Origin of the sequence: Pseudomonas sp. LG1D9 (genome assembly GCF_002949995.1) — a bacterium.
In the GTDB taxonomy this organism is placed as follows: domain Bacteria; phylum Pseudomonadota; class Gammaproteobacteria; order Pseudomonadales; family Pseudomonadaceae; genus Aquipseudomonas; species Aquipseudomonas proteolytica.
The window spans coordinates 5966161-5979791 of record NZ_CP026881.1 but is presented as its reverse complement, the minus strand read 5'-3'; the positions used below and the strand labels follow the sequence as shown (position 1 = coordinate 5979791).

12 protein-coding genes are annotated in these 13631 nt (G+C 62.5%); 5 read left to right on the top strand and 7 right to left on the bottom strand.

Features of this window, described 5'->3' with window-relative positions; all coding sequences use genetic code 11:
• Positions 1–11: 11 nt before the first annotated feature.
• The 4 genes from aldA to C5F71_RS27340 are packed head-to-tail and all read right to left on the bottom strand — an operon-like array spanning position 12 to position 4765.
• Positions 12–1445 (bottom strand): aldehyde dehydrogenase, encoded by a 1434-nt coding sequence (gene aldA / locus C5F71_RS27355; RefSeq protein WP_029291268.1) that lies wholly within the window; start codon positions 1443–1445, stop codon positions 12–14.
• Positions 1446–1455: 10 nt separating this feature from the next.
• On the bottom strand, positions 1456–2256 hold the full coding sequence (locus C5F71_RS27350; protein ID WP_104912470.1) for an aldolase/citrate lyase family protein: 801 nt from the start codon (positions 2254–2256) through the stop codon (positions 1456–1458).
• A gap of 11 nt (positions 2257–2267) precedes the next feature.
• Positions 2268–3452 carry an L-rhamnonate dehydratase gene (rhmD, locus tag C5F71_RS27345; protein WP_104912469.1) on the bottom strand — a complete coding sequence of 395 codons (1185 nt, stop codon included), beginning with the start codon at positions 3450–3452 and terminating at the stop codon, positions 2268–2270.
• Between the two features lie 17 nt (positions 3453–3469).
• Positions 3470–4765 (bottom strand): MFS transporter, encoded by a 1296-nt coding sequence (locus tag C5F71_RS27340; protein WP_070994241.1) that lies wholly within the window; start codon positions 4763–4765, stop codon positions 3470–3472.
• Between the two features lie 122 nt (positions 4766–4887).
• Between C5F71_RS27340 and C5F71_RS27335 the strand changes: the two genes are divergently transcribed.
• From C5F71_RS27335 to C5F71_RS27315, 5 genes are all read left to right on the top strand, one after another.
• Positions 4888–5832: a LysR family transcriptional regulator gene (locus C5F71_RS27335; RefSeq protein WP_029291275.1), complete on the top strand. Its 945-nt coding sequence runs from the start codon at positions 4888–4890 to the stop codon at positions 5830–5832.
• A gap of 107 nt (positions 5833–5939) precedes the next feature.
• Positions 5940–6458 carry a sigma-70 family RNA polymerase sigma factor gene (locus C5F71_RS27330; RefSeq protein ID WP_104912468.1) on the top strand — a complete coding sequence of 173 codons (519 nt, stop codon included), beginning with the start codon at positions 5940–5942 and terminating at the stop codon, positions 6456–6458.
• A complete protein-coding gene (locus C5F71_RS27325; RefSeq protein WP_104912467.1) occupies positions 6455–7390 on the top strand; it encodes a FecR domain-containing protein in 936 nt (311 codons plus the stop codon). The genes C5F71_RS27330 and C5F71_RS27325 overlap by 4 nt, the downstream gene beginning before the upstream one ends.
• Before the next feature lie 221 nt (positions 7391–7611).
• Positions 7612–10002 carry a TonB-dependent receptor gene (locus tag C5F71_RS27320; RefSeq protein ID WP_104912466.1) on the top strand — a complete coding sequence of 797 codons (2391 nt, stop codon included), beginning with the start codon at positions 7612–7614 and terminating at the stop codon, positions 10000–10002.
• Positions 10003–10477: 475 nt separating this feature from the next.
• Positions 10478–10693: a molybdopterin-binding protein gene (locus tag C5F71_RS27315; protein WP_003173733.1), complete on the top strand. Its 216-nt coding sequence runs from the start codon at positions 10478–10480 to the stop codon at positions 10691–10693.
• A gap of 19 nt (positions 10694–10712) precedes the next feature.
• Here the strand turns inward: C5F71_RS27315 and C5F71_RS27310 are convergent, their stop codons facing one another.
• Genes C5F71_RS27310 through C5F71_RS27300 form a run of 3 tightly spaced genes read right to left on the bottom strand, consistent with a single transcriptional unit; the run spans position 10713 to position 13526 of the window.
• Complete coding sequence (locus C5F71_RS27310) at positions 10713–11861, bottom strand: MalY/PatB family protein (RefSeq protein ID WP_104912465.1); 1149 nt, start codon at positions 11859–11861, stop codon at positions 10713–10715.
• Positions 11862–11910: 49 nt separating this feature from the next.
• Complete coding sequence (locus tag C5F71_RS27305; protein WP_029291299.1) at positions 11911–12591, bottom strand: Crp/Fnr family transcriptional regulator; 681 nt, start codon at positions 12589–12591, stop codon at positions 11911–11913.
• A 47-nt stretch (positions 12592–12638) separates the two neighbouring features.
• Positions 12639–13526, bottom strand: a complete 888-nt coding sequence (locus C5F71_RS27300; RefSeq protein ID WP_104912464.1) for a LysR family transcriptional regulator — start codon at positions 13524–13526, stop codon at positions 12639–12641.
• Positions 13527–13631 lie beyond the last annotated feature (105 nt).

Genomic DNA, 13631 nt, shown 5'->3' with positions numbered 1-13631 from the left:
GTTGCACCACCTCAGCTCTGCAGGTACACCACATGGGTATGGGTGTACTCGTACAGGCCGTGTTTGCCATCGGCGCCGCCGATCCCGGATTTGCGCACGCCGGCATGGAAGCCCTGCATCGCCTCGAAGTTCTCGCGGTTGACGTAGGTTTCGCCAAAGTCGAGTTCGCGCACTGCGTGCATCGCCTTGCCCAGGTCACGGGTGTAGATCGAGGAGGTCAGACCATAGTCGCAGTCATTGGCCAGGGCGATGGCTTCGTCGAGGTCGTCGATAATCTGGATCGGAAGCACCGGGCCGAAGATTTCTTCGCGCATGATATCCATGTCGGCGCGGCCACCGGCCAATACCGTCGGCTGAAAGTGAAAGCCGGCGCCGAGGTCGGCAATCTGCCCGCCGGTAACCAGGCTGGCACCTTGGGCCAGGGCCGTGCGCACCTTGCGGTTGACACTCTCCAGACCCTGGCGGTTGATCAGCGGGCCCATTTCCACATCGGCCTGGGCCAGTGGGTCGCCGTAGCGGGTGGCGGCCATCGCCGCGCTGATGCGCTCGATAAACTGGTCGGCGACGCTGCGTTGTACATACACACGTTCTGCGCAGTTGCACACTTGGCCGCTGTTGATGATCCGCGAGTCACGAATGGCTTTGACGGCCAGCTCCAGGTCGGCATCGGCCAGGACGATGGCCGGCGCCTTGCCGCCCAGCTCCAGGTTGAGCTTGGTGATGTTTGGTGCCGCCGCGGTCATGATCCGCGAGCCAGTCGCGACGCTGCCGGTGAAGCTGATCATGTCCACGCCCTTGTGGGCGGTGAGGGCGCCGCCGACCTGGCCGTCGCCGCAGACTACGTTGAATACCCCGGCCGGCAAGTCGGTCTCGGCCACCAGGCGGGCGAACTCAAAGCAGTTGTTCGGTGTTTCTTCGCTGGGCTTGATCACGATGGTATTGCCGGTCAGCAGAGCCGGGGCCATCTTGCGGGCGATGAGGAAGAACGGGAAATTCCACGGCAGGATCCCGGCCACCACGCCCAGGGGTTTGCGGAATAGGAAGATGTTTTCGTTGGGCCGGTCGCTGGTGATGATCTCGCCTTCGATGCGGCGCGCCCATTCGGCCATGTAGTCGAGGTAGTCTGCGGTGAAGTTGACTTCGATTTCGGCCAGGCTGCTGATCTTGCCCTGTTCTAGTGTGACGGTGCGGGCCAGGTGCGCGACGTTTTCCCGCAGCTTGGCGGCGATTCGTCGCAAGTGCCCGGCGCGCTCGATGGCCGGTTTGCGGGACCAGTCTTTTTGCGCTGCGCGGGCGGCGGCCAGGGCCTGGTCGACATCTTCGGCAGTGGCGGCCGGCACCTTGGACAGCAGTGCGCCGGTGGCCGGGTTCAGCACGTCGATGTGCGCGCTGCTGGCGGTAAAGCAGCCGTTGATGAAGTTCTGGTAAACCGGAACGGATGGCATGGCAGGCTCCTTAGTAAGTGCGCGAAGGCGCTTTAGCGTCGGCGGCAGGGCGGTAGCGGGCGAGGGTACTTTGGGCGCTCTGGCGCAGCAGGCTGATATCAATGGCTACCGCGATAAAGCGGCAGCCCCAGGCCTGGTAACGTCGGGCGTCTTCTTCATTGGGTGCAAGAATGCCGCAGGCCTTGCCCGCAGCGAGCGTAGCGCTGACCGCGTGCTGGATGCGCTCCTGGACTTCGGGGTGGCCGGGGTTACCGGCATGGCCGAGGCCGATGGACAGGTCAGCGGGGCCGATAAATACCGCGTCCACGCCTTCGACGGCGGCGATGGCCTCGACGTTTTCCACGCCCAGGCGCGACTCGACCTGAACGATCAGGCATAGCTCTTGATGGGCGGTCGTGAGGTAATGGTCGACGCCATCCCAGCGCGTCGCCCGGGTCAGGCCGCCGCCCACGCCACGGATACCGTGGGGCGGATAACGCATGGCGCGCACCAGGGCCTGGGCTTGCTCGGCGGTTTCGACCATGGGGATCATCAGGGTCTGCGCGCCGAGATCCAGCAGTTGCTTGATCAGGTTGGCATCGCCGCTGACCGCACGCACCACGGGCGCGGTGCTGTACGGCGCCACTGCCTGCAATTGATTGAGCACGCTGGGCACGGTGTTCGGCGCGTGTTCGCCGTCAATCAGCATCCAGTCGTAACCTACGCTGGCGACAATTTCTGCGGCGTAGCCGGTGGCAAAACCCGCCCAGATCCCGTATTGGCTGACGTCCTGCCGCAGGCCGGCCTTGAACGCGTTGTGAGGCATTTTCATGGTGAAATTCCTTAGCGGTTATACGGACGGTGCAGTTGGCAAGCGGGGTTCAGGTCTACGCCGAAGCCCGGCTTGTCGAGTACCGACAAGCGCATGCGGCCATTGATCGGCACCGGTTCGCCCAGCAGTTGCGGGTGGAACATCGGCACCACTTCGTCGGCCTTGGGCGCCATCATCAGGAATTCGGCGAACGGGCTGTTCTGCCGGGTGGCGACGAAGTGGTAGCTATAGACCGAGGAACCGTGCGGCACCACCATGGCGTTGTGCGCGTCGGCCAGGGCGGAAATTTTCACCAGTTCTGTCAAGCCGCCGCACCAGCCGACATCCGGCTGGATAATGTCGCAGCAGCCCATCTCCAGGAGCATGCGAAAGCCCCAGCGGGTGGCTTCATGTTCGCCGGTGGTGACCAGCATGCCCTTGGGTACGTTGTTGCGCAGTGCTGCGTAGCCCCAGTAATCGTCGGGGGACAGCGCCTCTTCAATCCATTTAAGGCCGTATTCGTGGGCGCCAATCGCCAGTTTGGTGGCGTAGTTGAGGTCCAGGCTCATCCAGCAATCGAGCATCAGCCAGAAGTCCGTGCCGACCCGCTCACGCATGGTCGCCAGCTCTTCGAGGTTTTTGCGCAAGCCTTCTTCACCTTCGGCTGGGCCGTGGTGCAGGGGCATCTTGCCACCGATAAAACCCATCTTCTGCGCCAGGTCCGGGCGCGCGCCGGTGGCGTAGAACTGCAGTTCATCGCGCACCGCACCGCCGAGCAATTGGTGTACCGGTTCCTGGCGGATCTTGCCGAGCAGGTCCCACAGCGCCAGGTCCACGCCGGAGATGGTGTTGATTACCAGACCCTTACGCCCGTAATACAGAGTGGACTGGTACATCTGGTCCCAGATTTTCTCGATATCAGTGACGCGTGCGCCTTCAAGGAAACGTGCCAGGTGTTTCTCAACGATATAGGCCGCAGGTTCGCCACCGGTGGTCACGGCAAACCCAACGGTGCCGTCGCTGGCTTCTATCTCCACTACCAACGTGCCGAGCACATTGATCCCGAAACTGCGGCGGCTCTGGCGGTACTCGGGGTACTTGCTCATGGGCGTGGAAATGTGGTCGTCGATCCAGTGACCGTCAGCCTGGTCGTGATAGTCCGCGCCACCGCCGCGCAACACAAAAGCGCGGACGTGTTTGATGGTGATGTTGCCCATGGTGTGACTCCTGAAAATTAAACAGTGGCCGGCGTGTTCGACGCTTTTTGGCCGGGGGAATGGATACCCAGCACCAGCAACGCAGCCAGTACCGTGGTGGCGGACAGCAGGTACAGGCCGGCTGCCGGGGAGTGGAAGGCGGTTTCCGCCCAGTTCTTCAGGACCGGGGCGATAAACCCGCCCAGTGCGCCAAAGGAGTTGATCAAGGCAATTCCTGCAGCTGCGGCGCTACCTGCCAGGTAGCTGGACGGGAAGGTCCAGAACACCGGCTGCACGGCAATAAATCCCGAGGCGGCGAAGCACAGGGCGAGCATGCCCAGCAATGGGTTGGCGAATGTCACTGAGCAGGCGATGCCGGCGGCAGCCATGAGTAAGGTGAGCGATGCGGTGCGCCGGCGTTCGCCGCTGCGGTCGGAATAACCGGGGATCCACCACGCGGCGAACAGCGCGCACACCCAGGGAATCGCCGAGACCAGCCCGACCATCAGGCCGACCTTGGTGCCAAGCAAACCACTGACCTGGGTCGGCAGGTAAAACACCACGCCGTACACACTGGCTTGGATCAGCAGGTAGACCAGGCACAGGTAAAGCACCGACGGCTGGCACAGCACGCTGAGCAGGCTGCGGCCATGGGAACCTTTGTGCTGGTCTTCGGCGTCCAGCAGGTCCTGGATCTGGCGGCGCTCCTCAACGGTCAGCCATTTGGCGTCGGCGGGGCGATTGTCCAGGTACCAATAGGCCCAGATCCCCACTGCCGAAGCCATCAGGCCCTCCACGACGAACAGCCATTGCCAGCCATGCAGGCCGCCGAAGCCGTCCATTTCCAGGAGCAGGCCAGACAGCGGGCTGCCGAAGATGAAGGCCAGTGGCGCGCCAAAGTAGAAAAAACCCATGGCCTTGCCGCGTGCGGCCTGGGGAAACCAGTAGGTGAGGTAGAGGATTACGCCAGGGAAAAACCCGGCTTCGGCCACACCCAGCAAGAAGCGCAGGATGTAGAAGCTGGTTTCGTTGTGGGCAAACATCATGGCCGCCGAGACCAGGCCCCAACTGACCATGATCCGGCACATCCACAGGCGGGCACCGACGCGATGCAGGATCAGGTTGCTCGGCACTTCGAGCAAGGCGTAGCCCATAAAAAACACCCCGGCGCCAAAGGCGAAGGCGGCGTCGCTCAGGCCGGTGTCGGCCTGGAAGGCTTGTTTGGCGAACCCGACGTTGGCGCGGTCGAGGAAGGCCATGATGTACATCAGTAGCAGGAAGGGCAGCAGCCGCCAGGAAATTTTGGCGAGCAGGGACACGGGTAGCGTGGTCATCTTGAAGTCCTTTTGTAGGGCTTTGTTCTTATGGGCCGGACTGTACGGCGGCCGAGCAATGCGCTACAAATCGAATCTCGCTCATAAGCGATAACCTCAGGGTATCGATAGTAAGGAAAAGAATGAGTAGTCCGCTGATCTCCCGCAGCCTGTTCAACCGCCTGCGCTACAAGCATTTGCATATGCTGGTGGCCTTGAGTTCGAGCCAGAACCTGCACCGTGCTTCCCAGGCCCTGAACATGTCGCAACCGGCGGCCACCCGCATGCTGCGCGAGATCGAGGACATGTTTGCCTGTGACCTGTTCGAACGCTTGCCCCGTGGCATGCGCCCCACGGCGTTGGGCAAGGAGTTGATTCGCTTCGCCGAATCGGCACTCAGCGGCCTGGACCGCTGCGCCGAAGACTTGATGGCCCGCCAGCAGGGCGGTTATGGCTACCTGGCCATCGGCACCATCATGGGCGCCGCGCCGGACCTGGTGATGGACTCGATTGCCCAGATCAAGTCACTCAACCCGCAACTGCGCATTCGCATTATGGGCGACACCAGCGACCAGGTGATCCAACTGCTGGAACAAGGGCGTATCGACCTGGCCATCGCCCGTCGTAACGCTGCCACAAATAGCGAGCATTACAGCTTTGAGCCGTTGGGCAACGAGCGCCTGCTGGTGGTGGTACATGCCGGGCATCCGTTGGCGCAGCGCGCGAGCTTGCCGTTGGAGGAACTGGTCAGCGACTGGCCGTGGATTCTGCAACCGGAAAGCAGCCCGGCACGCATCGGCTTTGACGAAGCGTTGCAGCGCCTGGCCTTGCCCCTGCCGGCGGACATCATCGAATGCAGCTCGGTGTATTCCATGCAGCAACTGATCCAACTGACCGATGCAATCATGGTGCTTTCGGAAAGCGCCCTGCGTGATTACCTGAAGATGGGCCTAGTGGTCGAGTTGCCAGTGGAGCTGGAAGTGACGCTTGCGCCATTTGGCATCTTGCTGCGCAAGGGTGAACCGGTGAGCCACGAGTTGGGGTTGTTTATTGATCTGCTGCGGCATAAGGCCAGGGCGCTTGATTAACAGCCTCCGCCCGTCTACCCGGCAAAAAGAACATGGTGCAGCGCAGGGATATTAAATAGAATGAATCTCATTTGAGACTCACTCGCGCTGCTCAGGGTTCGCTTGCCATGAATGATGCTGTATCGCCAACGACCACCGCCGAACCCAGCCTGAGCACCTTGTACCGCGACCATCGCAGTTGGCTGGAAAACTGGCTGCGTCGGCGCCTGGGCAATGCCTGGGATGCCGCCGACCTGAGCCAGGATACGTTCCTGCGGGTGCTGGCCAGTGCCCAGCCGGTAGCGCAATTGCAGGAGCCACGGGCCTATCTGGTGACAGTGGGCAAGCGCCTGCTGGTCAATTTCCATCAGCGCCGCAGCCTGGAGCAGGCCTACCTGAACGCCTTGGCACGCTTGCCCGACGACTGCGTGCCATCGCCGGAGCAGCGCTGGTTGCTGCTGGAAACCCTGCAGGCACTGGATGAATTGCTCGACGGTTTGCTGCCGGTTGTGCGTCGGGCGTTTCTCTGGAGCCAGCTCGAAGGCCTGGGCTACCGGGAGATTGCCGAGCGTCTCAAGGTCTCGGAACGTACGGTCAAACGCTACATGGCCCAGGCCTATGAGCATTGCCTGCTGGTGGAACTGTGAGCCGCACCGCGCCGGATGTGGCGCGGGCAGCGGCGCAGTGGCTGGCGCTGCTGGAGTCGGGCACGGCCGGCGAGCGCGATCACGCGGGCTTGCAGCAATGGCGCGACAGCCATCCCCAGCACGAACAGGCCTGGCAAAAAGCCCAGCTGCTGCGCCAGCGTTTTGCCGAATTGCCATCCTCCCTGGCCATGGCCAGCCTCGACCGCCCGCAACCGGGGCGGCGTGCCGTGCTCAAACGCGCCCTGGGCGTGGCAGCGCTGGTGCCGGCGGCATGGCTGCTCAGTCGCCAGTTACCCCTCGACGTGTGGCGTGCCGACCTGCATACCGCCACCGGCGAGCGCAAACGCGTGCCGCTGGCCGATGGCAGCGCCCTGCAACTGAACACGGCCAGCGCGGTGGATGTAAACCTTGCGCAGCGGCGCCTGACCTTGGTCGACGGGGAAATGGCGCTGAGTGTGCCAGGCGCGGCGGCGCTGACTGTCCACACCCGTTATGGCCAGGTTGTCGCCAGCCAGGCGGAGGTCTGTGTGCGCCAGTTGGCGCAGGCGTGTGTGGTGTCGGTGCTCAAGGGCCAGGTGCAAGTGCGCGACGGAGCGGGGCATAGCGCCCTGGTGCGCGGCGGGCAACAGATACGCCTGCAGGCCTCGGGGCTGGGGGCGCCGGTTCCGTTCGACGCGCTGCAACTGGGCTGGCGCGATGGCGTGCTGACGGCGCAGAACCAGGGGCTGGGCGACTTCCTGCGCGAGCTTGATCGCTATCGCCCGGGCGTTTTGCGCTGGGACCCGAGCCTGGAAGCCTTGCGCGTCACCGGCAGTTTCCGCCTGGACGACACCGACCGCATCCTCAGCCTGCTGGCCACCACCCATGGGCTGCAGGTGCAGTGGCGCACGCGCTATTGGGTCACGCTGGCACCGCGTAAAACCCTGGCTTGACCACGATTTAATTGTTGAGGCAGATCCAATGTGGGAGCGGGCTTGCTCGCGAAGGCGCAGGGTCAGCCAACTCATCTATGTCTGATACACCGCCTTCGCGAGCAAGCCCGCTCCCACACAAAGCGGCTCCAACATTTTTTCGGCCAGTTTGAACGATCGTGTCCCTTTTTTTCGGCTCGCCTGTCATCCAAGGCAAGTGAACGAAAACAGAGAGCCTTTTAATGCCTGTCGTCCCGCCATCGCTACTGCGCCTGAGTCTGGTCCTGAGCCTGAGTGCCAGCCCAATGTTTATCCCTGTGAGCTGGGCCGAGGACGCGGCCCGGCGCAGTTACCAGGTGCCCGCCGGCAGCCTGGGCAGCGCCTTGACCCGCTTTGCCGGGCTGGCCGGGGTCAATCTTTCGGTGGATCCGGCCCTGGTCGGCGGTCGCCAAAGCGCCGGGATTTCCGGTGAGTTTGCCGTCGAAGAAGGCTTCGCACGCCTGCTGCAAGGCTCGGGCCTGCAATTGCAAACGGTGGGTGAGCGTGCCTACACCTTGATCCCCGCGCCACAGGGCGGTGCTTATCAGTTGCCAGCCACCTCGATTCTGGGGACCGCGAACACACCCATTGCCCAAACCTACGCCGGTGACCAAGTGACACGCAAAGGCGCCCAGGGCCTGTTGGGCGATAACGACTTTATGGATACCCCGTTCAACCTCACGTCCTACACCGCCAAGGCGGTGAAGAACCTGCAGGCGCGGACCCTCGGCGAAATGGTTGCCAGCGACCCTTCGGTGCGCATCACCAACCCCGCCGGTGGGCGTTTCGAGCAGTTTTCGGTGCGTGGTTTCAGCCTGTTCAACAGCGATGTGTCCTACGGCGGCCTCTATGGCGTGCTGCCGACTTACGCCATCGACATGGAAATGGTCGAGCGCGTCGATATCCTCAAGGGCCCCGGCGCCTTGCTCGGTGGTATCGCGCCGCGGGGCAGTATCGGTGGCGGAATCAATATCGAGCCCAAGCGTGCCGCCGATGCACCGCTTACCGAGTTCACTGGCAGCTATGCCTCGGCCGGGCAGTTCGGTGGTGCGGTGGATATCGGTCGGCGGTTTGGCGACGAGCAGCAGTTTGGCGTGCGTTTCAATGGCGTGAAGCAATCCGGCGATACCGAATGGGATCACCAGGAGGTCGACCGCGAAATGACCGTGATCGGCCTCGACTATCGCAAGGAGCGAGTGCGCCTGTCCCTCGACCTCGGGCGTCAGGAACGCACCGCCGACGCGCCCCAGGAGCGCGTGGAAGTTGCCAGGGGCAGCGTGATGCCCAAGGCCCGTGACATCCGCGACAACTTTGCCCAATCCTGGACGTACTCCCATACCAAGGACACCTTTGGCGCGGTGCGTGGCGAGTTTGATGTCAGCGATTCACTGATGGTCTACGCCGCCGCCGGTGCGCGCAAAGGCAACTACGACTTCCTGCGCCACGGCGTGCAGGCGACCCAGAGCAATGGCGACTTCACGGTAGTGCCGCGCAGCTTCCGCCGCGACGAAGACGTCAAGACCGCCACTGTGGGCGCGCGCAGTTGGTTCAATACCGGCCCTGTAGGGCACACGCTCAATGTCAGCCTCAACCAGTTCAACATGGATTTCGACAATGCCGGCGAGCGCTATACCCCCGGCAGGAGCAACCTCTACAACCCGGTGGTGTTGCCCCGTCCAGGCCAGGCGGTGCGCTGGGACACCAGCACCCACACCGAAAACCGCTTCACCAGCCTGGCTTTGGCCGACACCCTGGCCTTCTTCGATGAACGGGTACTGCTGACCCTGGGTGCGCGCCTGCAAAAGGTCCAGGTCACGTCCTGGAGCAATGGCATCAAGGACCAGCCGGAGTACGACGAACAAGCGACCTCGCCAGCCCTGGGCCTGGTGGTGAAAGTCACCGATCAACTGTCCCTGTACACCAACTACATGGAAGGCCTGAGCCAGGGCGAGACGGCACCTTCGAGCGGGGTAAACAATGAAAACGCGATCTTCCCGCCGACCAAGAGCAAGCAGGTGGAGGTCGGCGCCAAGTACGACATGGGCAGCTTTGGCATGACGGCCAGCGTGTTTCAGATCAAGCAGCCGGCCTATGGCATCGACAACCAGGGCTTCTTCAAACCCAATGGCGAATTGCGCAACCAGGGCGTGGAACTGAACGTGTTTGGCGAACCTCTGGCCGGCGTGCGCCTGCTCGGCGGGGTGATGCTGCTCGACAGCGAACAGACCAAGACCGCCCAGGGCCTGACCGACGGCAAGCGCGGCACCGGTGCACCAGTGGCCAACGTCAACCTGGGTGCCGAATGGGATATCCCACGCCTGCAAGGCCTGACCCTGACCGCCCGCGCGATCCATACCGGCGCGCAGTACCTGGACGCGGCCAACCAGCAGAAGATCGACAATTGGGAACGCTATGACCTGGGGGCGCGCTACACCTTCAAGGTCAAGGAAAACCCAGTGACCCTGCGTGCGACTGTGGAGAACGTGCTGAATACGACCTACTGGGCATCGGCCGCGACCTCCAGCGACAGCGCGCCCGGCCTGACCCTGTCTACGCCACGTACCTGGCTGGTGTCGGCAACAGTAGGTTTTTGACCAAACCCATGTAGGAGCCGGCTTGCCGGCGATGGGCATAGGTATCTACACAACTTTCAGAAACTGACGAACTCTCCTGTGGCGAGCGGGCTTGTCGGAACGCCGCATCGCCCGCGCTGGGCTGCGAAGCAGCCCCAAAACCAGCCGCTGCGGTGTACCTGGTACAACGCATTCGGCTTATTGGGGCTGCTTCGCAGCCCAGCGCGGGGCAAGCCCGCTCGCCACAACTGCGCTATCTGCCTGGATTTAGGCGTTGTGGCAAAGTTGTGTAGATACCTATGCGGCGATGAGGCCCGTGAATCATGTGCTGAGTTCAAGGACGCCATCGCCGGCAAGCCGGCTCCTACAGGGTTTTGCATATATCTATATGGAATAAATAAATAGTTATTTATTCCTTTTGTTGTTGGTGTGAATGGCGCATTTTGAAGGTCTGCGCATTCGTGCGGATTGACCCAACAGTGAAAGGAAAACCGACATGACCATCAAAGCGATCAACGTGCGCAACCAGTTCAAAGGCGTGATCAAGGAAATCCTGCTCGGCGAAGTGGTGTCCGAGATCGACGTGCAAACCGCGTCCGGGATTGTCACCTCGGTGATCACCACACGTTCGGTGCGTGACCTGGAGTTGAAGGTGGGCAGCGAAGTGATTGCCTTCGTCAAATCCACCGAGGTGTCCATCGCCAAGCTCTGATCAGCCGCCAGGGCCGCGCCTACAGGTTTTGCAGGCTGCGTTCCAGGCGTGAAATACCTTCTTCGAGCAATGCCCGCGGGCAGCCAAAGTTCAAGCGTACGAACTGTTGGCTGTCATCGCCAAATTCCACGCCCGCACTCAAGCCTACCTTGGCCTGCTCAAGGAAAAACCGCTGTGGGTCTTCCAGGCCCAGGGCGCTGCAATCCAGCCAGGCCAGGTAGGTACCTTGAGGCGCATGCATGACCACCCCTGGCAGGCGTTTTTGCACGGCATCCACCAGGTAGTCGCGGTTGCCTTGCAGGTACGTGACCAACGCCTCCAACCACTCACTACATTGGCTATACGCCGCCCAGGTGGCTTCCAGGCCCAACGGGCTGACGCTATCGACCATGCCGCAGCGCGCCTTGTTGAAGCGCTCGCGGATGAGTGGGTCCTGGACAATCGCAAAGCAGGTCTTCAGGCCGGCGACGTTGTAGGCCTTGCTCGCGGACATCAGGGTGATGGTGCGCCGTGCGATCTCTGCACTCAACGAGGCGGTAGGGATATGCCGGCGCCCGTCGAAGCACAGCTCGGCATGGATCTCATCGGAGACAATCAGCGTGCCTTGTTCCAGGCAGGCATTGGCGACGGCCAGCAGTTCCTCGCGGGCAAACACCTTGCCCAGGGGGTTGTGGGGGTTGCTCAACAGCAGTGCGCCGGCACCTTTCAAGGCCTGGCGCAAGGCGGGCAGGGGGGTGAGGTATTCGCCCTGGTCGCTCAGTTCAAACGGCACTTCGATCTTCGGCAGGTTCCAGTTGCCCGCTGCATGGCGCAGCGGCGCGTAGTTGGGGGTTTGCAAGACCACCGACTGGCCCGGTTGGACAAAGGCATGCAAGGCCATGTTGAAGCCTGGCTCGACACCCGGCAGGAACAGCAATTCATCGGGTTGCACGTGCCAGGCGTACTTGTGCCACAGGTCGCTGATGATCGCCTCGCGCACTTCCGGCCGGGCGACGCTGTAGCCGAGCATCTGCTGGTCCAGGCGCGCGTGCAGGGCCTTGAGGATCGCCGGCGGGGCGGCGATGTCCATGTCGGCAATCCACATCGGCAAGACGTCTTCGGGGTAGCGGCTCCACTTGGTGCTGCCGGTGCCGAGGCGAGGGTGGATCGTATCGAAATCAAAGCTCATGGGGGCGCTCGTGTCAGGAAGGCGGGCGAAGAATGGCGTCGATTCTAAGTCAGCCGGCCTGATAGGTCATCAACTGCTCCTCGCACAGGATGCGGATCGTGCGCCGTTGTACATCGATCAGGCCGGCGTCTACCAGCCGATGCAGGATCCGCGAAAACGTCTCTGGCTGAATCCCCAGTTTGGAGGCCACCAGACGCTTGGGCACCTGCAGCACCACATCGCCGCTGGCCAGGTCGCGCTCCTGGATCAGAAAGTTGATGACCCGGCGACTGGCATTGGCCAGGCTCAGGGTGTCGATGTCCTTGAGGCGTTGATGCAGGTGGATGCTCATGGTGCCGAGGATTGCCAGGCAGATCTGCGGCTGGTCTTCCAGGGCCTTGCGGTAATGATGGCCCTCGATGGTAACCAGCACGCTGTCCTTGAGGGCCGTGGCACTCACCGGGTAGGCCTTGGCCTGGCTGAACAGTAGGGCTTCGGCAAAGGTCTGGCCGGGGCGAATGACTTCCACCAGATGCTCCTGGCCTTCACCGGTGACCCGGTGCAACTTGACCTGGCCACTGATCAACAGGAAAAACCGCTCGGCGGGGTCGCCCTGATGCATCAAGGTCGCGTGCCCGGGCAGGCGCTTGAGATTGGCCAGGGTGCAGACGTCCTGGAAGATTTTTTCCGGCAAGGGGCTGAACAGATGATGCCGGCGCAGGGTTAAAACGATGGATGGGTGGGTCAGCATGGCGTACCTCCGCTCCCCCCCATGGTAGGGCGCAAGGCTTGCCGGGCCTATGCCTCGTTGGAGGTAGCCCCGAGGAGGCAGTGATCGCGCAGCAGTGCCGAAAATGCATCCCGGGCCGGATGGCAGCCTGTGTTGGCGTGCCAGTAAAACCGGTTGTCGATGCGCGTCAGTTCCGCGAACTCGTGGCCTTGCCAGTTGGCGCCCTGACGATATTGCTCGTAGATCCCCCGCGGTACCAGCGCGGCGCCGCTGCCGGCGCTGACACAGCCGATAATCGTACCGTAGCTGGCGATGCTGACGATTGACGCGACTTGGCCGTGGCGTGACAACCACTGCTCCAGTGCCAGGCGATACGGGCAGCCGGTCGGCCACATAAACAGGGTCAGGCCCTGCAGGTCGGTCACGGTGCGCACCGGCCCCAGGGACTTGGGGGCGATCAGCACCAGGTCTTCGCTATACAGCAGCGTGCTTTCCAGCCCCGGGCGTTGCACATCCACGGCGACAATCGCCGCGTCCAGCCGATGGTGCTGGATATCATCGAGCAACTGCGACCAGGTGCCGGTGCTCAACGCCAACGACACTTGTGGGTACAGCGCGTGGTAGCGCGCCAGCAAATGGGGCAAGCGCCCCGTAGCACTGGACTCGATAGCCCCGATCCGCAGGTGCCCATGGGGCGCGCCACCAGATGCGACGGCACGCCGGGAGGCTTCGGTGAGGTCGAGGATTTTTGTCGCGTATTCGATAAACACTTCGCCCGCAGGACTGACCCGCAGGCCCCGGCCCTCACGCAGGAACAACGCGACCCCGAGCTCCTGCTCCAGGGACTTGAGCCGTGCGGTGATATTGGACGGCACGCAATGCAGCTTTGCGGCTGCACGGGCGATGCTGCCCAACTCGTAGACCGTCTTGAACATGCGCAGTTGGGACAGTTCCATGGTTCACCTGAAGTGAAGAGTGGGCTCAGTTTAAGTCACTTTTTTCAGGGCTTGGGTTTTCTCATACTTTTGCCAGGCAGTGCCTGTGTGCTGCCACGTCCCTGA